The sequence below is a fragment of the Olsenella porci genome (assembly GCF_009695875.1).
In the GTDB taxonomy this organism is placed as follows: Bacteria; Actinomycetota; Coriobacteriia; order Coriobacteriales; family Atopobiaceae; genus Olsenella_H; species Olsenella_H porci.
The window spans coordinates 97,925-121,088 of record NZ_VUNC01000008.1 but is presented as its reverse complement, the minus strand read 5'-3'; the positions used below and the strand labels follow the sequence as shown (position 1 = coordinate 121,088).

The following is a 23,164-nucleotide window of genomic DNA, read 5'->3' as shown; positions in this document are numbered from 1 at the left end:
TCGTCGGTTCGGGGCTGAGCCTAGTTGGTGAAAGTGGTGAAACTACGCTGGTTTGGCTGGCGCATTCGCGCTGGTCGGATTGGGGCGCGTGTTGGTCAATCTGGTGAAACCTAAGCTAGCGCTATCATCATACAGCTCCCCGCTCAGGCGCTTTGCCGCGTCGTCACTCATGTGGTCTCCCCTCGCAGCGCATCAACCATGTCCCAGGAATCATAGAACACATCCCCATGGGGAGAAGGGCGTTCCCCCCAAGAAGAGAGAGGCCGACCCGCCGGCATGAAGCCCGACGGGTCGGAAACTGGATCCTACTCCTCCGGGAGGGCAGCCCTCATGCACAGCGCCATGGAGACGGCACCGGCGTCCGGCGTGCCGAGGCTGCGCTCGGCGGCGGGGCGGGCGCGCCCGACCTTGGGGACGAGGTCCTTGGTCGCCTCCGCCGCCTCCCGCGCCACCGAGGCCGCGGAGGACCAGGCGTCACGGAAGCCGGCACCGGCCGCGGCCTGCCTCCCGAGCTCCTCCGAGAAGGGGATTAGCGCGTCGAGCATCGTCTTGTCGCCGCGGTGGGCGCCGCCGAGCTCCCCCATCCTGCGTGCAGCGGCGTCGGCCGCCCTCGCGGCGGTGCCGGCGTCGTACGAGTCGGCGTGGTCGCCCACGACGGAGCCCGCGGCCTCGAGCGCGGCTCCCCAGAGCACGCCGGAGGTGCCGCCGGCCTTGGCAGCCCAGGCCTTTCCCGCCTCGTCGAGGACGGAGCCGGCCGCGGCCCCCAGGTCGTATGCCCTCCTCGCGGCGGAGGCGGCAGCCTCGGTGCCCTTCACCATGCCGCGGCCGTGGTCGCCGTCACCCGCGACGCCGTCAATCCTCGCAAGCTCGTCCTCGGCGGCCGCTATGGCGTCGCGGACGCGGTCAAAGGCGCCAACGAGCTGCCCGGCGAGCCCGCGCGAGGCGTCGGAGCCCGCCTCGAAGCTCTCGGCAGCCTCCTCGGCGCGTGCGTACACCCTGCGCTCGCCCCTGGCCATGGAGCCCTGCCCCCTCCGGAACGAGGCGGTGTCGCACGGCGCGAGCCAGTACCCCTCGAGCTCGTCGTCCAGGAACTCGACCGCAAGGGCGATGCCCTCAATGTCGAGCGAGGTCACGTACTCCCCCACGAGCGGGCTCACCAGCGTGTAGCCCCTCTCCTCCAGAAGCTCCCTCACGGTGCCCCACACCACAAAGAGCTCCTCGTACTTGGTGGAGCCCAGGCCGTCCAGGATCACGGCGATGCGCTTGGAGTCGTCGTCCGGTGCCTCGGCGAGGACCCTGTCGACCAGCAGCTCCGCGACCTCGGCGGCGGGCCTCACGTCGTCCTCCCCGACGCCGGGCTCTCCGTGGATGCCCTGGCCGACCTCCATCCTGCCCTTGGGGACATGGAACAGGGGCTCGCCTTCGCCGGGCAGGGTGCAGCCGCGGAACCCGACGGACACGGTCCTAGTGCGGTCGTTTGCCTTCGCCGTAACGCGCTCGAGCTCGTCGAGGCCGAGGCCAGCCGCAGCAGCGGCACCGGCGGCCTTGAACACCATGAACGTACCCACGTTGCCGCGGCGCTTCTCGCGCTCCTCCGGCTTGGCGGATGCGACATCGTCGGTGATGTAGAAGGAGCGGCAGTCGATGCCCTCGGAGCGGAGCCTGTCGCGCGCCATGTTGAAGTTCATCTTGTCGCCGGCGTAGTTGCCACCCACGATGTAGATGCCCGTGCCCTGGTCGACGGCCCTGGCCACGCCCAGGACATCCTCGGTCGAGGGGGACGTGAACACGTTGCCCACCACGGTCGCGTCCATGAAGCCATCCCCCACGATGCCGCAGAACGCCGGGTAGTGACCGGAGCCTCCGCCATTGATGACCGCGACCTTACCCTCGGGCATCTTGGTCGCTCGGGCAACGCCGCCGGGGACGAGCGTCACATAGTCGGGGTACGCGGCGACGTAGCCCTTGAGCATGTCGTCGCGGAAGTTCTTGGGATCGTTGTAGAGCATGGTTGCCTCCCACTGATGTGGGGGTCGGGCCCCATCTTGAGGCGGCGACCCCGGTGATGTCTATTCCCTTCCAGCGAAGTAGCTGCCGAGCCCCTCCAGCAGATACAGGCCAGCCACTGCTCCCTGGTCTGCAACTCCCTTAGCCTTTGCTGCGTGGACCGCCGCCTTACCGAATTTGGGAACCATGTCCTTCGTCGCCTCGACGCCCCTCTTTGCCCCGTCGACCGCCGCGGCCATGACATCCGTAAACGTGGCATCCGCATTATCCGCAACTGCCTCGCGTGCAGCCTCGGCCCCGGCGTCAACGGAATCCAGGATGGTTCTGTCACCCAGCTCGCACTTGCCGCGCTTCTTGATTCCCTCGGCAAACGAGGTGACGAACGTCGCCATGTCGGCGGGCTCAAGCTCCACCTTGCCCTTGAGGGACTTCCCCGCCTGCATCACCCCGGAGGACATGAGCGTTCCCATCGTGGAGGGAACGGTGTTCTGCATCTTCATGGCGCCCTTGAACAGCATCTTGCCGATGTCACCCTCGCCCTGGAGGTCGCGCAGGAAGCCGGGGAGCGCCCCGTAGCCCTTGCTCATTGTGAGCCCCAGGTCCCCGTCACCCATGGCGGCGTCCATCTGGCAGAGCTCGTCCTTCTTCTCGGCAAAGATCTGGGCGACGCAGTCGAACATGTCCGGCACGTCGCCAATCGTCATCTTATCCATGCTCAAGCTCCTCGCTATCTCTACTTCTGGCAGATGAACGGGGTGTTGACGGGATGCTCGAAGTAGCCCTTGAGCTCGTCGTCGACCCTGCAGACCGAAATCGAGGCGCCGGCCATCTCCATGGAGGTCGCGTACTCGCCGGTCCAGGAGCGCCAGACCTTCACGCCCTTTGCGTCAAGCTGCTTGCGTACCGAGTTGTTGAGGATGTAGAGCTCCTCTACAGAGGTCGCACCAAGGCCGTTTATGAGGAGCGCGACCTCAGTGCCCTCCTCCAGGGGCATGTCCGCCAGGATCTCGCCCACCGACTCCTCCGCCAGCTCGTCCGCCGTCTTGATGGGGCCGTTCCATACACCCGGCTCGCCGTGGATGCCCATGCCAAAGGCCATCTCGTCGTCCTTGAGCTCGAAGTTTGCGTGACCCACTTCGGGGACGATGCAGGGCGTGAGGGCAAAGCCGACCGTCCGCACGTTGTCCCCCGCCTTCTTGGCGGCAGCGTACACCTCGTCCAGGGTGCCACCCTCGTCGGCCTTTGCTCCGGCTGCCTTGTACATGAAGAAGATTCCCGCGACGCCGCGGCGCGCCTCGGGATTCTTGTTGGAGAGCACGTCGTCCGCCCCAACGAGGGAGCGGCACTCGATGTCGTCCATCTCGAGCATCTCGGAGGCCATGTCAAAGTTCATGATGTCCCCGGTGTAGTTGCCATAGAGGTAGAGGACGCCGGCACCCGCCTCGACCTCCTTGGTGATGTTGTAGATCTGCTCGGCGGAGGGAGACTGGAACACCCCGCCCACGCCGCAGCCGTCGATCAGGCCGTCACCCACGTACCCAAGGAACAGCGGAAGGTGCCCCGTTCCGCCACCGGTGATGATGGCGACCTTGCCATCGTGCTTATGAGCGGTGCAGTAGCAGCGCAGGTCACCCGCCGCGCACTTCACCTGGTCGGGGTGCGAGGCATAGATCCCCTGCAGCATCTCGTCGACGTAGTCCTCGGGCGCGTTGATGATCTTCTTCATGGCTTGTTCCTCTCATCCAAGGAAGTACACGATGTAATTTGTGAACACGGTGAGCAGGAGGAAGGTCGTCTCCATGTACTCAAAGGGAAGCGACTCCTCGCCCTTGTACTTTGCGGTCCAAATGTAGCCCAGGTAGAAGGAGGTCGCGATGTCGATGCCGACCATGTTGAAGTTGGGAGAGGGGAACAGCCAACGGAGCAGCATCGACAGCGCAAAGAACGAGAGGCCGATGTAGAGGGACCACTTCTGGTCGCCTTTGATCATCTGGTTGTAGTACAGGAGCCTCTTCTTGTCGACCTTGCCGTAGCGGCGCCTCGACTCAATGGCGGCGCGAACCATGTACATGGAGAAGGCACCCAGGAAGTACACCGCACCTATCGCGAAGGCACCCACCGGCTCGGTGCTCGGGAAGAAACGGAAGGCGACGATGAACCACACCACGCACACCGCTACGAGCTCGAAGATGGTAGCGATGCGCTCCCCTACCGTGACGGGCCTGGGATGCTTGGTCTCGCTCACCTGCGGGAGCCTGAACTCCTTGCTCTCCTGCTGTCTCCTCTTCGACGCGTTGCCGGGGCCCGGGGTGCGACCCTTCCTCTGCCTCTTCTTGCTCACGCTCGCGACCTCCCACGACCTTTGCGCCCCCCTCAAGGAACCGCCCGCCCCGCACAAGAGGCGTGGACGGGCGGCTGGGGAAGGACGTCTCACCAAACCGAATGGCTACTTGTTGGGAAACTTGATCTCCTTGGGGTACTCCCAGCTCTGCAGCTCCTCGGGCGGGAAGGACTTGGGCTCCTTGCCGCCGTTGGCGGTGAGGGCGTGGTAGTACAGCTCGGCGAGCTCCTCGATGTAGCAGACCTTGAGGTAGGCCTCGTCGATGTTGGACTCGTCCACTGCGACAGACCCGTGGCCCTGGAGCAGGAAGACGTCGGCCTCCTTGACGGGGTCGACCACGGAGTCGGCGAGCGCGGGAGTGCCCGGACGCCCGTAGGGGGCGACGGGGATGCGTGCCTTGGAGCAGTTGAGGTTTGCCAGCTCGTACACCACCGCGGGGATGGGCTTCTCGAGGATGGCGAAGGTGGTCGCGAACTGCGAGTGCGTGTGGGCGATGGCCTTCACGTCGGGACGGGTCTGGTAGATCTTGAGGTGCATGAGCGACTCGGAGGTGGGGCGCAGACCGGTCTGGTTCTCGACCACGTTGGCGTCGAGGTCCATGACCACCATGTCGGGGACGACCAGGTCCTCGCGGTCGACGCTCGTGGGAGTGATGACTACGAGGCCCGTCTCCTCGTCGCGGGCGGAGAAGTTGCCCGACTTGTGCTTGCACATGCCCTCGCGCTGGGCCTGCTTGGCGACGTTCATGACCTGAAGCTTAAGATCCTCAAGCATGTAGCTTGTCCTTTCTCTGAGAATGGCCGGCGGACTTCGTTGGTGCCCACCGGCCATTCAGCTGTTAGTACCGTGTGCCGTTGGGATGGGACGGTAGTTGGAGACGTGCAGTTGCCTTCTACTCGGCGGCAGGCTCGGTGGCCTCCGACTCCGCCTTCTTGGCGGCGACCTTCTTCATGTCGCGATACATGTAGAAGTAGCCGGCGAGCCAGACGATGAGCATTCCGAGCGGGATGAAGTTGCCGTTCATGCAGTCGAGGAACTGCGAGAAGGCGTAGGTGAACCAGGGGCCGTCGATGGAGGAGTTGGAGATGAGGCCGGAGGCACCCAGGGCGTCCTTGGCGACGGCGCCCGTGGAGAGGGCGAGCTGAGAGACGAACGGCGCGAAGGCGGTTCCCACGAGCAGGAAGATGGGGATGCCGATGACGCTCAGGATGATCATGCGGGGCAGGTTGCCCTTGGTGACCAGGTAGGCGGGGACGACAAGGGCGATGTTCACGATGCCGGCAAAGGGCAGGATCTTGTTGTCAGGCAGGATGAACGCATAGAGAACGGTAAGAGGGATACTGAGGATGATCGTGATCCAGATCTCGTTGGAGCCTCCGAGGAAGGGCCAGTCCAGGCCGACGACCAGGGTACGACCCTCGAACTTGCCGTGCATGTAGTCGGAGACGGCCTCGGAGATGGGCGAGAGGGCCTCCATGAAGTACTTGGAGATGACCGGGAAGAGGGTCAGGCACATTGCGCACTGGATGCCAAGCGTGAGGAGAGCGCCGGGGTCATACCCGCCGAGCAGGCCAAAGAGGCAGCCCAGGATGAAGCCCAGAACGTGGTTCTCGGCGAAGATGCCGATCTTGTCGTGCAGGGCCTCGGCGTCTGCCTTGTGGTTGAGGGCAGGAATCTTGCGGAGGAGCTTATCGATGGGGTAGTAAATTGCGCTTAGGAACACCATCTTGTGCGTGCAGGTGACGCCGGGGATGCCGGTGAGCTCGTAGATCTCGTCCTTGAAGAGGTCGGCGGTCTTGAGCTCGAAGACGATCTGGATGGCGGCGATCACGAAGGCGAGAAGGACGTTGCCGGTGAGGCCGACGACGCCCACGGCGGTGAAGATCTTGCCCCAGACGTTCCAGAGGTCGGCGTTGAAGGTATCGGTCTTGTTCCCAACGAGCATGATGATGTTAACGATGATCATGAGAGGGAACATGAGGATCGCGTAGGGCCACGACCAGGCGATTGCCGCCATGGTGGTCCAGCCACCGTCCAGGATCGGCAGGTCGATGCCGAGGTTCTTGAGCATTGCCTCGCCCACGGGCTGGATGATGTTGCCCATATAGCTGATGAGCATCGACATGCCGGTAAACGCGACGCCGAGCAGGATGCCGGCGGAGATGGCATCCTTGGGCTTCATCCTCACGATGAGGCCCATGATGATCATGATGATGGGCACGAAGACTGCCGCTCCCACCGAGCTGAGGAATCCGTTGATCCACTGACTCGCTGCAGCAAAGTCCATACACTCTCACCTTCCTTGTTTGGGAGAACTTCTTCCATTCGCATCCCGGCAAAGTGCCGGGGTCAAGCGCCTGTGGCTAGCCCTTGTACTCCTTGATTGCCTTGAGCAGCTTCTCGTACTGCTGCTTCTGGCCGACGCCCGTGAGGAACGCGATTCCGTCGATGACGGGCAGGTCGTACTCCTTCTTGTCGCGCACGATGGTGATGTAGGCCGCCGCGTCCTTGAGGTAGCGGTCGACGCTCTTGAGGTCCACTGCCTCGACGTGAGCGTCGATCTTGTCCTTGTCGAGCATGCGGTTGACCTTGGATGCCACGGTCTGGGACGTGGCGACCCCGCTTCCACAGGCGACGATTACCTTCACTGGCATGATGTCCTCCTTGCTCCCCTGCGGCCGACCGACGGCCGCACCTTTGTGGCCCGCTAGTCGTGGGTCCATTCCATCTTCACGAAGGCGTCGTAGAACTCGTCGACGGTCTTTGCCTCAAACAGCGGGTTGACCCACTCCGGCTTCTGGAAGTTGTGCATGAGAATCTGAAGTAGTTCGATGTGCTCTCCCGGGTCCTTGAAGCCAAGCATGCAGACCAGCTTGACGTCGAACTTGTTGTCCGGGTCTGACATGTCCCCCCAGGGGACCGTGTGCAGCAGCCGCACCGGTGCGATAAAGGGCTTGATGATGGCGGTTGCCATGGTGTGCGGGATGGCGATGGGATACGGGTCCACGGGAAGCGCCGTGGGGTACTCCGCCTCACGCTGCTTGATGGTGGGGAGGTACTGGTCGTTCACGTACCCCTTCTCGAGGAAGCGCGCCCCCATCACGTCAAACACCTGCTCGTAGTTATCGACGTCGAGGTCGATCTCTGCGAGCTCGCGCATGATGATTTCTTTTCCTAGCATCTATCCTCCTCCCGAGGCTCCTGGGGCCGTCAGGCGGCCCAATCCCTCATGTCGATGTAGATTCTATGGGGCACAAACTCTGCACACTAGTGAAAGGTGCTTCACTAAACCGTGCAGACTTGTAATCTGTTTAGTTTCTTTCACTATGTTTGAAGTATTTTCTTCTAACTTGTTTAAGCAGGTAACTGACCTAATTACAGATACAAACGTAAGTCTTTCCACTGACCGATAAAAAATGGCCGCACGCCGATGCATGCGGTCATTCATATGTATTATGAAACTTTTTCTAGCTGATGAGTTGGAACTCGCAGGTCTCTATGATTCGCGACGCCTCCTCGGGGGTCCTCGCCGCACGGAGCTCGCTGAGGAAGGGGATCCCCGGCTTCGACACCATGTCGATCAGGTCGGCGAAGGCACGAAGGTGCGTTTTTCGGTCGACGGCGCTCAGCGTGAACACGAACTCGATGGGGTCGTTCTCCTCGCTTCCAAAGTCAACGGGCCTGGCAAGGCGAACCATGCTCATCCCCATCTTGATCGTCCCGTTCTCGGGCGAGCTGTGCGGAATCGCGACGCCAGGGGACAGCGCCATGTAGGGTCCGTACTTCTCGACGTCCTCCACCATTGCCTCCACGTAGCGCTCCTCCACATAGCCCATCTCGAGGAGCGGGCGGGCAGACTCGCGTATGGCGTCTCGCCAGTCACCGGCTTCGACGTCGAGCCTCACGTGGCTGGGCGGGAGGAGCTGGTGCAGGTAGGGAGCGATGATCTGGTCCTCCAGCTGCTGCGCCTCGCGGAAGTAGCGACGGACCTCGAGTCTCAGCTCCTTGAGGAGCTGCTCGTCCCCGGGTGCCTTGCGACGGACGATGGGCTCGATCCTCTCCAGCAGGCCTTGCGCCGTGAAGTTCTCGGGACTGTCGTCCAAGACGCGGTCGGACGACGAGACGATGCTACCGAGCTTCTCGTGAATCCGCCGATACTCCCGGTCGTTCATGGGGAGCCTGATGACAACCGACTCCACGGGGCAGTTCTCGAGGGGCACCGTGGATATGACCAGGTCGGTCCTGTACGTGTCGATGTAGGGAACGTCGTGAACCGGCATCACCTTGACGATCCTGATGTCAAAGCGCCCGCGCAACTCCTCGGCGAGGAGCTGCGACGTTCCCACTCCCCCGTCGCACACCACGACGACGCGGGGCCGGACGCCCCTGTTCTTCCTCCGCTCGAGGGCGGCGCAGATGTGGAGGGCCACGTACATGGTCTCGATGGGCGTGATCTCTCGGCCTGCAAACTCCTCCAGGATGTCCAGGTTCTTCCTCACCGCGGCGAGGACGATGGGCTGGTCCTCCACGACCTCCTGCAGCACCGGGTTCTCGGGAAAGTGCGAGGGCTCGGTGGTGAACATGGACTCGAGGTGATTGGAGAGGTACTCAAACAGGTCATAGTCGCCGTTGAGGTCGACAGAGATCTCCTCCGAGATGCAGCGGATGAAGATCCTCGTTATCTTCTGTACCTGGAGGTCGTCGAGGTTGAACTGCTGGTCCCCATGGAAGCGGAGTGACCTCAGGAGGTTGGAGAAGAACGTCACCTCTCCCTCGCCCAGCTCCACGCCACAGTATTGCGACACGTAGGCGATGACGTTTCTCTCGAAGTCCCCGGCGCTGCGACCGTCGTGGGTGTCGCCGCGCGTCTCTCCCTCCTCAAGGCGCTTTCCCTGTCTGCTCCTCATCACGCTGATGCACAGGGCGTTGGTCGCCTTCCGAAACGTGGAGTCCTGCATGAAGAGCCCAAAGGCATGACACTGCTCGTTGAGGATCTTCTTCACCACTATCGCGTCGTCGCGGATGGACGAGTTCTCGGGAAAGTGCAGCCATTGCTCCACGATGGGCGTCTTGTCGTCGAGGAAGTTGACCAGGAAGGTACGCCTGAGACCCTCTGTTCCAGAGACCCTGAGGCCTCGGCTGGGCTTGGACTCCACCTCAAGCCCGGCGTCTCGCACGATCTGCTTCATGCCATCGAGGTCGTTGAGGATTGAGGCACGGCTCACCGAGAAGCGCTCGGCGATGTCCGCCAGGGTAACGTACGAGGTGGCACCGACCAGGATTGCCGCCCCAAGCGACTTGCGCTCGTCACTCGACATCTTGTACGTGACGTTGTCGCGCACGGGCAGGAGCCCCTCGGTGCGTTGGAAGTCGTCCGGAAGGATGATGACCCCACCCGACCCCAGGCGAATCTCGCCCAGCGAGGTCTCGGAAAGGAACCGGTTGAGGGACTTGATGTCGTTGCGAATGGTCCTCTCAGAGACGCCAAACTCCTCCGCAAGGCTTCCGAGCGAGCAGTCATCGGAAGACCTGGAAAGCCTGTGCACTATCTGGACGGTCCGTTCGTTCACTTGGGCACACATCCCTCGGGCGTGATATCGGACAAGGAGCATGCGGCCAATGCGAAGGGAGGCACCAAAAGGTGCCGACTGGCCTCATGGTAGTTCTCAACCCTAGCCCCATGGAACGGGCTGAAACAGTGGAAAGACTTTCACGAGCAGTTGAAGCGCTTTGGGACAAGCGCGAGGTCGGGAGGCATGGGGAGAGTGACGCGACGCTCCGGGGATTGTCGCATCCATGGCACGATTGGGTCAATTCTCGTCCAGACAAGACGTCGTCGGCTGGCATCTTATGACTGTGAGAGGTCCAAGGGCAAAGGACGGCATCCCGAGCACGCGTGACACAGCATAGGGGCGTGGCCAGGCGAGAGGGGCAGCTGCCGTTGCCGTCACCAATCGTGAGGGACGCGATGCCGACGGGACCGGCGTCAGCGCATGAAGGCGGGGTCCTCTCCCCTGGCCGCGGAATCGGCGATCTGGAGCAGCGCGTCGGCAACCGAGTCGTCTGCCGCCGGGCCGATGTGCCAGCGTGCCGCGTCGCGCACCGCCTGGGAGGCGTTGGCAACGGCGACCGAGTTGGGAACGGACTCGATCATGGCAAGGTCGTTCTCGGAGTCGCCAAAGACTGCAACCTGGTCGATGGGGATGCCCAGCTCCCGGGCAATCAGCCGCACGCCATCGCCCTTGTCCCATCCGGCGACGTTCACGTCGATGACGCGGGCGGTGAGGCTGGGGAGCACGAACGAGAGCTCGGGCACCTCGCGGCGGAGCAGGTCGCGCACCTCCACCATCTGGTATCGGTCGCACGAGCACTGCACGTTCGCCTTCACGTGTCCACCAGGCTCTACGCGCGCCGCCGTGCCGCAGACGCTTCGGCCCCAGGTGTCTGGGGGGTTCTCCCCCACGCTCTGCGGGCGAGAGGTGACGAGGCGAGCCGGCTCCTCCCCCGTCTCGTCGTAGATGGCAAGCCAGGCGGGGACGTCCGCCTCGTCGAGCACGTCCGCCACGCGCTGGAGCAGGTCACTTGCTATCGAGATGACCTTGACCGTCTCGCCGTCTATGCGAATCACCTGGCCGTTTGCAAAAGCCCCCGTCGCACAGCAGCGCGGGTCGCCACCGAGCATCCAGCCCATGGCAGAGGGGAGCCGCCCGGTGACCGGACCAAACTCCAAGCCCGCGTCCAGCATGCGATGGATGGCGGAGAGTGCCTTGGGGCTCGCCCCATCCGCACCAAAGGGGATGAGCGTATCGTCGAGGTCGGTGAGAGCGAGCCTGATCATGAGGGGACCTTTCTTCGCTTGGGATCACGGGACACTTGGCCCCAACCAAAACACCCTACCGCACCGATGGCATGCGCCGATAGTGGCAAACGCCTCACGCGGGACACAGACGAAAACGCCCCCGGGCACGAGGTGTGCTCGGGGGCGTAATCATAGCCTTGCAGACGACTACTTCTGCGGAAGCAGAGGGATGAGGAGGCTCAGGAGCCCCTGGGACTCGGTGGGGAAGGTGAAGATCATGCTCCCCAGCTCGGTGGCGGTCGTGCGACGGTTGATGATCATCGTTGCAAGGTCAGCCCACACGCCAGCGTCCTGGCCATAGAATGCCGCGCCAACAAGGTAGCCATCCCCGTCGAACACGAAGGAGAACTCCGCGTCCGCCTCGTTCTTCGCCTCGAACAAGAGGCGCTTGCCGTACTCAACGACCTCGATGCGATACTCGTCGGGCTCGGCCTCAGCCTGTGCGAGCGTGACACCCACCTGCGAGATGCGCGGCAGGGTGAACACCAGGTTGGGAATCGCGGGATAGCTGATGGGGTTGGGGTTGAGGCCAAGAATCTGAGTGGCGATGTAGTTGGACTCAAAGGTCGCCGTGGGCGTGAGTTTGGGGATTCGCTTGCAAACGCAGTCGCCCGATGCATAGATGTTGGGGACGCTCGTCCGCATGTGGTCGTCCACCGCGATACCGCGGGCAGAGAACTCGACTCCCACGTCCTCCAACCCCAGCCCCTCGACGTTGGGAGTGCGACCGGTTGCCTCGAGCACGTAGTCGGTCTGGAAGGAGTCTCCGTCTGCCAGGTTGACGAGATACGCTTCGCCATCTCGCTGGACTGACGCAACGCTCTGGTTGAACAGGAACTCGACCCCCTCGCCCTCCATCTTGGCAACCACGCGGTCCACGTACCGCTCCGGATACATTCTGAGCACCCGGTCGCCCCTCTGGATGACCTTTACCTGCGAGCCCATCTTGGCAGCAATGGAGGCGAACTCCATGGAGATGATCCCGCCTCCGACAAAGGCGATGCGGCGGGGGAACGACTCGACGTCGAGGAAGTCCCTAGAGTCGTGCACGAGCTCCTTGCCCGGGATGTCCTGCCTCATGGGACGCTCGCCAGTGCCCAGAACGAGGTAGTCGGAGGTCACGCGCTTGCCGTCCACGTCCACTGTGTGGGCGTCTACGAGCCTGCCGTGCCCATGCAACACCTCCATGCCCGACTTGGAGAACATGCCCTCCATCACCTGGTTGAGCGGGGAGATGACCTGCTTTTTGTACGCCATGAGCCTTGCCCAATCAACGGTTGGTACGTCGTCGACGCCCAGGCCGCGATACCGCTCGAGGCCGTCGATGAGCTCAAACGGGGTATCGAGGAGAATCTTCGCGTTGCAACCGTAGTTGGTACAGGTACCGCCGACAACGCCCTCCTCCACGAAGGCAACCCTCTTGCCAGCCTTGAGCAAGATGAGCGCGGCATGCCAGCTCGCGTGGCCAGCGCCAACGAACAGAACGTCGTAATCGTACATGGGGTCTCCTCTCCCCTCGCCCGGTGCCGATCTGCCGGACATTTGTATTGCGCACAATTCAATTGTTTCCAATCTTTTTGCAAAGTCAAGCATTCCTGCTAGGAAGATATGAAAAACGGGCGGGCGCCCACATGGGCGATCCGCCCGCAGAGAAGTGCGTAATAACAAGGCCCCGAGCCTACCGCCTTACGGCGCTATCCCTCGCGGCGTTTGCGACGGCCATACGACGCGCGCATGCCCAAATCGCCTCGAGGGCGGACTGGGGATCCTCCACGTCGTTGACGCTGGCGTCCATGGGGCACTGCCCGTCTCGCCCGCGATTGAGGATGCGCGGAACGAGCTCGCCGCAGCTGGCCTGGATGCCATGCGCGCGCAGGACACGCGCACCGTCCTTGCTCATCACCGGCGCGTAGACCGCCTTAGGCCTCAGCGTGGCATACAGGAGCGCCGGGGCCTTGCCCACAACCTTGTCGGCAACGGAGAAGCCCTCGAGGTCCTTTCCCTCCCCAATGAGGGAGAGGAGCGGTCGCACGCCACGAGCGCCGCTCATCAGCGACTGGTCCCCACACACCGCCGCGAGGGTGCGTCCTCCACCGAGGAGAAGCTCGCGGGCGCGCTCGAGGTCGTCTCCCCTGGGCTCCCCGCTCCCCTGCTCCGCGGCGCTACTCATCGAACCCCCTGCGCGAACGGCAAGCGAGGTCGACCACGAGGGGCAGGACCGTCCACTGCAGCACGAGCCCGGGCACGCCGCGCACGATCACGGCGCCCACCGCCGAGAGGGTCGCCATACCCAGGCTGCCAGACGCGAGGGCAGAGGCGACGAAGGTTGCGAGGACGGCTGCCCAGCCGCACGCCTGGGCAGCAAGGACCTTGGTGACGGTCGGCATCCTCCTGGGTGCGAGCAGGCCGCAGACCGCGCCGCAGACAGCGAGCTCGACGGTCACGTACGCGAGGGCAATACCAGGGGCGGGCATGTCCGTGAGCGCAAGGCTCGTCAGCGGGGCGAGGACACCCGTCACGCCGCCGGCAACGGGACCGGCAAGCAGGCCGACCATGAACACCGGCAGGAACATGGGCAGGAAGGTCTGCCCGATGGCACCGCCGACCCCCAGCGCAACGCCAGCGACGTGAAATGCCTGCGGCAGCGCGACCGCGGCAACCACGGCCACTCCCGTCGCAACTGCACGCGCAGACGGCGTATTCACCAAGGTCGGGGCGAGCACGGCCTCTGCGCCGCGGGCCTCGTTATTGATTCCGAGCATGATTACCTCCAAGGCTTCGGTTTGCGGAGACGCGACCCCCTGCGTCGGGCGCACACGTCCCATGGCAGGTATTCTAGCGGGGCACTGGCTCCTGGCGGGCGGGGGCACCGTCTTCTTGCCCATCTCCCCCGGCGTCGTTGCCGCAGTCCCTCTCGAACAGCTCGACGAACCTGCGGCCCACGGGAGGCAGGTAGCGCCCCGCCTTCCAGACCACCGCCATACGGGTGACAAGGTCCTGGCAGTCGATGGGCAGGACGGCGGTCCCCTCCACGAGCCTGATGGTGTCAACAAAGGACTCCGGAACCAGGGCCACGCCCATGCCACGGGAGGCCCATACGCAGGTGGTGCGGGCGTCGTCCGCCACGCACGAGAAGGTGGGCTCAACCCCCGCCTCCTCAAAGCACGTGCGCAGCACCTGCTCAAACCTCCGGTAGATGGCCAGCGGCATGCCGGCGAGCTCTGACAGCTTGACGGGGTCGCCCGTCTCCAGCCGAGCGGGATTCTGCGCGGCGAGACGCGGCGGGATCACGGCGACCATGCGCTCCGGTGCGGCAAAGCGGCACTCGAGCCCCTCCTGGGGGAACGGCGTGCGCACCACCCCCACGTCCACGATGCCACGGCTCAGCATGTCGAGCACCTGGTACGTGTTGCCCTCGTGCAGCTGCAGGCCAACGCTGGGGAAGTCCGCGGCGAGCGAGCAGAGCGCGGGACCCGGCAGCTTGCCGCCCGAGGACGAGATCACGCCGACCGAGAGGACTCCCGCCTCGCCGCTCCCAAACGTCTCGACCTCGCGCTTGGCGGCAGAGGTGAGGGCGAGGATCTGTCCCGCGCGGACGTAGAGCAGCTTGCCCGCCTCGGTGAGCTCCGCGGTGCGGGGGCCGCGCTCCACCAGCTTGGTCCCCAGCTCACGCTCGAGCTGCTGCAGCTCGTACGAGAGGGGCGGCTGCGTGATGTGGAGACGGCGGGCAGCAGCCGTGAGCTGGTGCTCCTCCGCAATGGCGACAAAGTACTCGAGCTGTCGAAGGTTCATCCTCGCTCCTCGGTCAGACGCCTGGGCACCAGCCGCGACGAGCGCCGCAGGATGCCTCGGTCGACGCCGTCACAGGGCGGGCCGACCGCCGAGACGATTCTACCCCGCCGATGCGCGCATCCGTGGAGACGGGCGTGTGCCGTTGGAGCCCGGAACCTCTCCCCATGTTTCGCAACAACCACCTTGATTCGAACTGTGATTCTATTTGGTTGAAGGATGTTCGAAACTTCTGCGATTCAACACATGCCGCTGCCAGCGATTGGCAGGGACTCGAGACGAGCGGCCCTCTTCGCCCAACCATCATGCGTCGGACACCGAATGCGTGGTCTGGGCTGCCGTTTGGCGCGGGTTTCTCACCGTTCGATTGACTGTTTGCACAACCAAGTCGGACGGGCAGCGAACAATGCGTAGGAATGCTAGATTATAGGGTGATAAATGAATTGGCCGGGGAGGTCATCGTGAGGGTCTTCTACTACGTTGGAAACCAGATCAAGAAGAACGCCAAGCCTAAGGACGGCTCTCTTGAGGGTGTGGGAGAGGAGCTTCACATCGCCTCTGACAGCGAGTTCATCTCGCTGCACGACCTCGAGAGCGTCGAGCTGGTCCAGACCAAGGACTTTGGGCTCCTCGTGCGCGCGCAGGCGGCAACGTCCACGGTCTGGTTCAACGTTCCGCGAGTCTTCAACATGAGTGGCAAGCCCATCACCATCAACAACCCTGACGCAACCAGAAGGGCGGCGGAGATACTCGAGCCCTACGTGGTTGCGTAGCAGGTAGGGGCTGGCTTCTCTCACATACGCGCTCTTGATAAAGACTGCGAGGGGCTCGCTGCGGTTGCGCGCGAGCCCCTCGCAGTTTGTGCCAGTTGATGGTCCTTTGGATGTCCGGCTTCCTATGCCGCCTGCTGGCGGAGCATCCAGAGCGTCTTGGACAGGCTGGCGATGTACTCGTCCGCCTTGGCGCTCACGAGGTAGTTGGACTCCTCGTCTGCTTGCGCCTTGATTGCGGTCACCTGCTCGAGGATTGCTGAGAGGTCCTCGCGGACGTTGCGGAAGGCATCGACGCTCTTGAGGGGCGCGTCCTCGCGTTCGGCGATAGTTGCCTGGTCGAGCACCTCGCGCAGCGAGGCGATGGGGCTGCCTCCCAGCTGAAGGATGAGTTCTGCCACGTCGTCGATCACGGGGAGCAGGGAGTCGTAGAGCTCCTCAAGCTGGGCGTGTGCCTGGAAGAAGTCGCTTCCGCTCACGTACCAGTGCTGGTTCTGGAGCTTGTGGTACTCGACGGTGACGTTGGCGAGGAGCTGGTTGAGCTTGGATTCCATGGTGGTTCCCTTCTGTTTGTGTCGTCCTTGTTAGGACTCTTTCTTGTTATTGGAACTATACCCTATGGCAGTGGCTCTTCTAACGAGAATCTTTCCTATTAGTAAGTTCACAGTTCCTTCGCAACTTATGGGAGCATGCTCCTCTCCCCCCACATTGCGGTTGCGCCCGTCGACGGGACAACAATCGGAAACCCACGTGGGATACGATTGGCTGGATATTGGAACGTACCAAGGAGGCTATGCAATGCGGCTGTTCGCCTACGCGCTCAGGGAGTACGACGAGCTGGGGTATCTCCAGAAGATGGCAAGCGAGAAGGGCTTCGCGTTTGGATGGACGCCCGAATACCCCACTGCCAATAACGTTGAGCTTGCAAGGGGTTACGACGCCATCAACATCATCACGAGCCCCATGGGGGCGGACCTCCTGGCCAAGTTCCACGAGGTGGGCATTCGCAACGTGGCGACCCGCACGATCGGCTACGACCACATAGACGTCGCCGCCGCGAAGGGCCTGGGCATGCGCGTGGCACACGCGGTATACCCGCCCGAGGGTGTGGCAAACTACTCGATCATGCTCATGATGATGGCAATGCGCAAGGTCAAGCTGATCATGCGCGGCAATGACTCCCAGAGCTTTGGCCTTCGCGGGAAGATCGGCATGGACATCTCGTCCGCGACGGTGGGAATCGTCGGCACGGGCCGCATTGGTGCGACCGTCGCGAGGCACCTCTCCGGGTTTGGCTGCAAGCTTCTCGCCTACGACCCCTACCCCAACCAGGACGTCGCGCGCGTCGCCACCTACGTCGACCTGGACACGCTCCTTTCCCAGTCCGACGCCATCACCCTCCACGCCCCCGGCATGGAGGAGAACTACCACATGATCGACGCGGACGCGTTTGCCAAGATGCCCCAGGGCGCCGTGCTGGTCAACGCCGCGCGAGGCTCGCTCGTGGACACCGCGGCGCTCATCCAGAGCCTGGAGAGCGGCCACCTGGGCGCGGCGGCACTCGACACCATCGAGAACGAGGCCAACCTCTACTACCACGACAAGAGCCGCGACGTGCTCCCCAACCACGACCGCGCGATCCTGGGCTCGTTCCCCAACGTGATCGTCTCGCCGCACATGGCGTTCTACACCGAGGAGGACGTGGAGGACATGATTCGCACCTCCTGCGAGGCGCTGCTCTCCTTCGATGCGGGGGAGGACTCCCCCTACGAGGTCCGCTAGGGGTTGCGTGGTCGCTGCTTAACAGCTCTAGCCCTCGTGTGGATTCCGACGCCAATTGCTTAGTACTACTAGCCCTCGTGCGTGTTTGCTCCCCAAAATAGCAAGAGGGCTAGGGCGGCTAAGCAACCAGACTGCCAATCCGCACGAGGGCTAGAGTTTCTAAGCAGTTCGTCGTCACAACAGCACGATTGCTAGTGGCGCTAAGCACCCAACGAGCCCAACCTTATGAGACGAGCTTTCTCATCGCGTGACAGGGAGGGGGACTTTAGTGGGCGTCCCCCGGCCCAGTGTCCCAGGTTTGTAGCCCCCCTGCCTTTCCCTGAAACTGATGGCTTGCCACAAGCCTCCACTTTGGTAGAGCCGTGCACCAAAGCTTGGCGGCGGAAGCTAACAACGCCGGAATCCACGGTGCCCGACCCGTGTACCCCCTCTTTGCCCTCGTTCAACCACAGGAGCGGAGAGCCTGCTAAGACGCGCTACCAACACCAATTGCCACGACTCAAGATTTCCTCAGCAGGCATTCCGTCGCACCATTCCAGACAAAAACGGGGACCGGGAAACATGCTCCCGGTCCCCTTGCCTGTCTGTTGGGTGGAATCGCTCCCTCGCAGCCTCGAACCTGTACTACCCCTGCCCCGTGGTTGGCCAGGTTGATTGCGCCCTTGTCGCGAATTGAGCTTCGCCTTGCTGGCTGCTACGAATGCCTTCTAACGGGCGAGCCTTGGGTTGGCAGCCACTGGCAGGACGAGATGTATCTGGTCTGTGCCCATTGGTATCGCCCCCGCATCTCCTGCTTCCGTCGGAACCCCTGTGGTTTCGGTTCACTGTGTATAGTACCCATCCATTTGCATCCTAAACGCATATTCGATGCTTTCAATCTCATTGCGTCAACTTTTCCGCACGCCTTCGCTGGCGTATAGTCGATTCCATGGATGCCATCCTCTTCGACATAGACGACACGCTCTACGACCAGGCGCAGCCCTTCGCGCACGCCGTGCGGTCGGTGCTGGGCCCCGTCCCCGCCGGGGACGACGAGCTCTTTGACGCCAGCCGCAGGCATAGCGGCCAGGTGTTTGCTGCCCTCTCGGCGGGCAGGCTTCCCACCCAGGGGGAGTACGTGCGTCGCATGCAGCAGACCATGGCGGACTTTGGGGTGAGCATCGACCGGCAGACGGCGATCGAGCTGCAGCGGGCATACTCGCACGACAGCGGCGATGCCATGTCCCTCTCCCCCACCATGGCGCAGGTGTTGGACCTGTGCCACAGGCACGCGCATCTGGGCGTGGTGTCCAACGGCAGGGACGACCGCCAGCGGGACAAGCTACGCATCCTGGGCGTCTACCGCTGGGTGCGTCCGGAGGACGTGTTTGTGTCCGACGCCATGGGCGTGGCAAAGCCCGATCCCGCCATCTTCCTGCGCGCCTGCCGCCACATGGGCGTCGAGCCGTCGCGCTCCCTCTATGTGGGGGACGCCTTCAAGGTGGACGTCGCAGGAGCCCACGCGGCAGGCATACCCGCGGTCTGGTTCAACCACCGCAACCGCGAGATGCCGCGGGGCGAGCAGCCGGCGGAGCACGAGGTGAGGTCAGCGGAGCAGCTCCTCTCGCTCATGCAATCCCTGTTACATGACCAGGGGACAAAAGGCGCCTAGATACCTCCTCACCCCTCCTGGGGCGAGAGGAGCAGCGCCATCCCACAGAACGGCGGCAGGTCGGCAGTGAGGGTCCCGTCCTCCAGGGTCGCGCGCTCGTCTCCCCTGGCGATGGTCCCGCCGTAGCAGTCCCATGCCGTGTCGATAAGCACCTCCGCCGACGCGGCATCCGGCACCGGGAGCTCGTAGCCCTCGTGCGCCTGGTCGGAGAGGTTGAACACGAACGCGATGCGCTCGGGCTCCGGCCCGCCCTCGCCGTCCGCACCGCCGACCGTGGAGCGCTCGATGGCGTAGACCACGTGCTCAGGGTCGTCCACCTGCAGCCAGCGGAAGCCGTCGCGGTCGTAGTCGCCCTCCCAGAGCGCCGGATGTGCCAGGTACAGCGCGTTGAGGTCGCGGCAGTAGCGGCGGAACGCGTCGTGCACGGGGTACGTGGTGAGGAACCAGTCCTGCTGGCGCCTCTCGTCCCACTCGCGCAGCTGCGCCACCTCGGACCCCATGAAGTTGAGCTTCTTGCCGGGATGCGCCGCCATGTACAGGTACAGGGCCCTTGCCTGGGGGAACTTGAGGCCGTAATCCCCCCACATCTTCTGCGCCACGGTCGCCTTGCCGTGCACGACCTCGTCGTGGCTGAGCGGCAGCAGGTAGCGCTCGTTGTAGTAGTACATCATCGAGAACGACAGCTTGTGGTAGTTCTGGGGCCGCCACTCCGGGCCGGTCTGGAAGAACTCCAGCGTGTCGTGCATCCAGCCCATGTCCCACTTGTAGTCAAAGCCCAGGCCGCCCTGCTCCACGGGCCGCGTGACGCCGTCGTAGTTGGTGGAGTCCTCGGCGATCAGCATGCAGCCCGGGTCCAGCGCGTGCACGCCCGAGTTCATGACGCGCAGGAAGTCGACCGCGTTGCCGTTGACCCCGCGTGCCTCGTCGCCCTGCCAGTAGATGATGCGGCTGATGGCGTCCATGCGCAGGCCGTCAAAGTGGTAGGCGCCCAGCCAGTAGTTTGCGGACGACTGCAGGAAGGACCGCACCTCTCCCCTGCTGTGCATGAAGTTGTGACTGCCCCACTCGCTCACGCCCACGGCGTCGTTGGGATACTCGTACAGGGCGGTTCCATCGTAGTTTGCCAGGCCAAACGAGTCCACAGCAAAGTGGACGGGGACAAAGTCAAGGATCGCGGCAATACCCGTCGCGTGCAGCCGGTCCACGAGCCCCATCAGCTGGCGGGCCGTGCCGTAGCGGCTGGTGGGTGAGAAGAACCCGGTGGGTTGGTAGCCCCAGCTCGCGTCCAGTGGGTGCTCGGCCAGGGGCAGGAACTCCACGGCGTCAAAGCCCATCGTGGCGAGGTACTCCACCAGGGGGTCGGCAATCTCCTCGTAGGAGTACCAGTCCGCGGGGTCGTCGGACGCCTCCTCCGCCCCTCCGCGCTTGCGCCAGCTGCCCAGGTGCAGCTCGTAGATGTTGAGAGGCGCGTTGGTGCGGGAGGTACGCTCCCCCATCCACTGCGTGTCGCCCCACTGGTACCCGCCGAGGTCGCGTATGACGGAGCGGTGGCCGGGCCTCAGCTCCGTGCCGTAGCCGTAGGGATCGGCGTGGTCCAGGTACCTGCCGCCGTGGTAGATGCGGAACTGGTAGAGGTCGCCCTCACTCGCGCCGGGGATGGACGCCTCGTAGAAGTTGCCGTCCTCCACCCGGTGCATCTCGACCGTGCGGGGCTCGTCGCAGGAGGGCTCGCCGTCGTCGCCGAGGGGCCACCACAGCACCACGATGCCGTCCGCCGCCGGGGCGAAGGTGCGGAAGGTCGCCCCCTCCCCCTCCAGATGCGCCCCCAGGTAGGTGTGCGCAAAGAACTCGTGGCCCGAGTAGAAGTCCTGGATGTTCACGAGGCCCCCTGCCTCTCGCTGGCGGCGCCCGGCGCCGGCCGTCCCCTACGATTCCAAACCCATTTTAATGTCACCCGGACACGCGGCACCCACCAATCGGCCGCGACAGGAAAGAGGGTCTCGGCCGGCGCGTGAACGTCGTGCTCGCCTCGTCTTCCCGCCATGTACAGGCGAGAGTGGCGCGGACGACCTACTCGTGGGCCTCCAAGAAGGCCTCGACCACCGCGTTGTAGCGCTCCGGCTGCTCCCCGTGCACCCAGTGCGTGCCGTCCTGGAAGAGCTCCCACCGCGCCCCGGGAATGCCGTCCGCCACCTGCTTGGCGATGAGCGGCGTGCACTCGTCCGCCGTGCCGGACGTCACCAGCGTGGGGACGTCGATGCCCGGGAGCTGGTCCACCACGCTCCAGCCCTTGAGCGCCCCCGTGACCACGAACTCGCTCATCCCCTGCATGAAGTGGTAGCACTCGTCGCCCACCGGGTCGGGCTCGGGGCTGTGCAGGCCGTCCGGGCGCTCGTCCTCGGGCACGAGCGAGACGTGCCGGCGGTAGTACTCCGCGGACGCGGCGCGGACCTCGGGACGGTCATAGTCGCCGTCGACGTCCGCCTGCGCGAGGGCACGGTCCATCTGGGGCGGGAGGTAGTGGCGCAGGCGCACCGCCTCGTGCAGCCACAGGTCCATGCTCGCGGGCGAGCTGGCCACGACCATCGACGCCAGGCCATCGTGTCCGTGCGGGTGCCACGGCTCGCCGATGGCGTACATCATCGCGAGCATGCCGCCCCAGCTCTGCCCCAGGATGTGGCAGCGGCCCAGGCCGAGTGCATCTCTCACGCAGTCGAGCTCGTCCAGGAAGAGTCGGCATCCCCACTTGTCCGGAAGAGGAGGGGTCTTTGACCTGCCGCAGCTGATCTGGTCGTAGTAGACCACGGCGCGCCCGTAGCGCTCGGCGATGCCGTCCAGCGTCTGGAGGTAGTAGTGCGCCGCGCCCGGCCCGCCGTGCAGCACCAGTAGCGGCAGCTTGCCCTCCTCGCAGTGACCCGCTATGCGGTAGTAGGTGTGGTAACCGGCAAAGGGAACGTATCCCTCGCGTTGGTCGAGCATGGCAGCCTCCGTCCTCGTGGTGGCTCAACCATAGCGCAGCGGCGAGGATGCGTCAGACGCGATGCGGCCGCCCGCCTGGGACGACGGACGGCCGCGCGTGGGGATGGGGGGGCGAGAGGAGGCTAGCCCCCCAGGAGGGAGAGGACCTCGCGCTTGGCTTCGAGGAAGGCCGGCGTGAGGGCAAACTCCTCGGGGGCCGACGCGCCCTTGGGACGGTCCACGACCACCTCGCGGGCGATGGTGCTGGGCACGCCGCCGGAGGGGTTGCCGCGCAGCACGTAGATCCGCGACGCCATGGACACCGCCTCGTCCACGTCGTGCGTTATGGCGAGGGTCGCCAGCGAGAGCTCTGCGGACATGCGGCAGTACCAGCCGCGCATGTCGGTGCGCGTGAGCGCGTCCAGGGCGGAGAAGGGCTCGTCGAGCAGCACCACGTCGTTGCCCATAAGGTACGTGCGCATGAACGCGGCGCGCTGGCGCATGCCGCCCGAGAGCTCGCCCGGCCAGCGCTCCTCCGTGCCCGCGAGGCCAAAGCGCTCCATCAGGGGCTCGGCCTTGGCGCGTGCCTCGGCGCGCGACATGCCACCCACCACCAGCGGCAGGCACACGTTGTCGATGATGCGCTTGCTGGGGATGAGAAGGTCCTTCTGCAGCATGTAGCTCACGTGGCCAGGCGTGCCGGTGACGTCGCGGCCGTGCAGGAGCACCATCCCGCTCACCGGGCGCGTGAGGCCGCTCAGCGCGTGCAGGATGGTGGTCTTGCCGCAGCCGGAGCGTCCGACCAGGCACACGACCTCGCCGCTCCCCACGTGGAGGCTGACGTCGCGGACCACGTCGGGACCACCCTCCCAGGCCAGCGTCAGGCTGCGCGCCTCCAGGCTGGGGGCGAGGGGATCGCCGCTGCCGGCGGAACTGGTTGCGGGAGAGGGGACCGTCCCCTCTTCCCCGCCGTCCGCGCCTGGTGCATCGCGCTTGCGTCGCAGCAC

21 protein-coding genes are annotated in these 23,164 nt (G+C 64.3%); 3 read left to right on the top strand and 18 right to left on the bottom strand.

Translation table 11 applies throughout. The features are described from left to right. Positions 1–305: 305 nt before the first annotated feature. The 14 genes from FYJ68_RS09505 to FYJ68_RS09440 all read right to left on the bottom strand — a co-directional run bounded on the left by FYJ68_RS09505 (position 306) and on the right by FYJ68_RS09440 (position 14,999). Entirely contained in the window at positions 306–2,009 is a 1,704-nt protein-coding gene (locus tag FYJ68_RS09505) for a dihydroxyacetone kinase family protein (RefSeq protein WP_154436057.1), read from the bottom strand. A 60-nt stretch (positions 2,010–2,069) separates the two neighbouring features. Next, on the bottom strand, positions 2,070–2,720 hold the full coding sequence (locus tag FYJ68_RS09500) for a dihydroxyacetone kinase subunit L (protein ID WP_154436056.1): 651 nt from the start codon (positions 2,718–2,720) through the stop codon (positions 2,070–2,072). A gap of 20 nt (positions 2,721–2,740) precedes the next feature. Continuing rightward, entirely contained in the window at positions 2,741–3,733 is a 993-nt protein-coding gene (locus tag FYJ68_RS09495) for a dihydroxyacetone kinase subunit DhaK (protein ID WP_154436055.1), read from the bottom strand. 12 nt (positions 3,734–3,745) lie between these two features. Next, entirely contained in the window at positions 3,746–4,348 is a 603-nt protein-coding gene (locus tag FYJ68_RS09490) for a hypothetical protein (protein ID WP_154436054.1), read from the bottom strand. Between the two features lie 105 nt (positions 4,349–4,453). Beyond that, positions 4,454–5,122 carry a class II aldolase/adducin family protein gene (locus tag FYJ68_RS09485; RefSeq protein ID WP_154436053.1) on the bottom strand — a complete coding sequence of 223 codons (669 nt, stop codon included), beginning with the start codon at positions 5,120–5,122 and terminating at the stop codon, positions 4,454–4,456. 118 nt (positions 5,123–5,240) lie between these two features. Then, a complete protein-coding gene (locus tag FYJ68_RS09480; RefSeq protein WP_154436052.1) occupies positions 5,241–6,635 on the bottom strand; it encodes a PTS galactitol transporter subunit IIC in 1,395 nt (464 codons plus the stop codon). Positions 6,636–6,711: 76 nt separating this feature from the next. Then, complete coding sequence (locus FYJ68_RS09475; protein WP_154436051.1) at positions 6,712–7,002, bottom strand: PTS sugar transporter subunit IIB; 291 nt, start codon at positions 7,000–7,002, stop codon at positions 6,712–6,714. 53 nt (positions 7,003–7,055) lie between these two features. Next, a complete protein-coding gene (locus FYJ68_RS09470; RefSeq protein ID WP_154436050.1) occupies positions 7,056–7,529 on the bottom strand; it encodes a PTS sugar transporter subunit IIA in 474 nt (157 codons plus the stop codon). A gap of 286 nt (positions 7,530–7,815) precedes the next feature. Further along, positions 7,816–9,918, bottom strand: coding sequence for a BglG family transcription antiterminator (locus FYJ68_RS09465; RefSeq protein WP_195837795.1), 2,103 nt, complete (start codon positions 9,916–9,918; stop codon positions 7,816–7,818). A 416-nt stretch (positions 9,919–10,334) separates the two neighbouring features. After that, positions 10,335–11,186, bottom strand: coding sequence for an HAD family hydrolase (locus tag FYJ68_RS09460; protein WP_154436048.1), 852 nt, complete (start codon positions 11,184–11,186; stop codon positions 10,335–10,337). A gap of 168 nt (positions 11,187–11,354) precedes the next feature. Then, a complete protein-coding gene (locus tag FYJ68_RS09455; RefSeq protein WP_154436047.1) occupies positions 11,355–12,707 on the bottom strand; it encodes a dihydrolipoyl dehydrogenase family protein in 1,353 nt (450 codons plus the stop codon). 178 nt (positions 12,708–12,885) lie between these two features. Continuing rightward, a complete protein-coding gene (locus tag FYJ68_RS09450) occupies positions 12,886–13,377 on the bottom strand; it encodes a DUF1893 domain-containing protein (RefSeq protein WP_154436046.1) in 492 nt (163 codons plus the stop codon). Continuing rightward, positions 13,370–13,969, bottom strand: a complete 600-nt coding sequence (locus FYJ68_RS09445) for an ECF transporter S component (RefSeq protein ID WP_154436045.1) — start codon at positions 13,967–13,969, stop codon at positions 13,370–13,372. The genes FYJ68_RS09450 and FYJ68_RS09445 overlap by 8 nt, the downstream gene beginning before the upstream one ends. Before the next feature lie 73 nt (positions 13,970–14,042). Continuing rightward, the gene (locus tag FYJ68_RS09440; protein ID WP_154436044.1) at positions 14,043–14,999 is read right to left on the bottom strand and encodes a LysR family transcriptional regulator; all 957 of its coding nucleotides are present in this window, start codon (positions 14,997–14,999) and stop codon (positions 14,043–14,045) included. A 428-nt stretch (positions 15,000–15,427) separates the two neighbouring features. On the opposite strand from FYJ68_RS09440, the gene FYJ68_RS09435 reads away from it, so the two are divergent. Continuing rightward, positions 15,428–15,769, top strand: a complete 342-nt coding sequence (locus FYJ68_RS09435; RefSeq protein WP_229772169.1) for a hypothetical protein — start codon at positions 15,428–15,430, stop codon at positions 15,767–15,769. Positions 15,770–15,891: 122 nt separating this feature from the next. On the opposite strand, the gene FYJ68_RS09430 is transcribed toward FYJ68_RS09435, so the two are convergent. Further along, positions 15,892–16,320 (bottom strand): Dps family protein, encoded by a 429-nt coding sequence (locus FYJ68_RS09430; RefSeq protein ID WP_154436042.1) that lies wholly within the window; start codon positions 16,318–16,320, stop codon positions 15,892–15,894. Between the two features lie 244 nt (positions 16,321–16,564). Here FYJ68_RS09430 and FYJ68_RS09425 point away from each other — a divergent pair, with 244 nt between their 5' ends. Together FYJ68_RS09425 and FYJ68_RS09420 are read left to right on the top strand one after the other, a co-directional pair. Further along, on the top strand, positions 16,565–17,548 hold the full coding sequence (locus FYJ68_RS09425) for a D-isomer specific 2-hydroxyacid dehydrogenase family protein (protein ID WP_154436041.1): 984 nt from the start codon (positions 16,565–16,567) through the stop codon (positions 17,546–17,548). Between the two features lie 928 nt (positions 17,549–18,476). Continuing rightward, positions 18,477–19,199 (top strand): HAD family hydrolase, encoded by a 723-nt coding sequence (locus FYJ68_RS09420; RefSeq protein ID WP_154436040.1) that lies wholly within the window; start codon positions 18,477–18,479, stop codon positions 19,197–19,199. A gap of 8 nt (positions 19,200–19,207) precedes the next feature. Here FYJ68_RS09420 and glgB read toward each other — a convergent pair whose 3' ends face one another. The 3 genes from glgB to FYJ68_RS09405 all read right to left on the bottom strand — a co-directional run bounded on the left by glgB (position 19,208) and on the right by FYJ68_RS09405 (position 23,164). Then, entirely contained in the window at positions 19,208–21,079 is a 1,872-nt protein-coding gene (glgB, locus tag FYJ68_RS09415) for a 1,4-alpha-glucan branching protein GlgB (RefSeq protein WP_326832311.1), read from the bottom strand. A gap of 190 nt (positions 21,080–21,269) precedes the next feature. Then, a complete protein-coding gene (locus tag FYJ68_RS09410) occupies positions 21,270–22,178 on the bottom strand; it encodes a proline iminopeptidase-family hydrolase (RefSeq protein ID WP_154436039.1) in 909 nt (302 codons plus the stop codon). Between the two features lie 122 nt (positions 22,179–22,300). Further along, entirely contained in the window at positions 22,301–23,164 is an 864-nt protein-coding gene (locus tag FYJ68_RS09405; protein ID WP_407670323.1) for an ABC transporter ATP-binding protein, read from the bottom strand.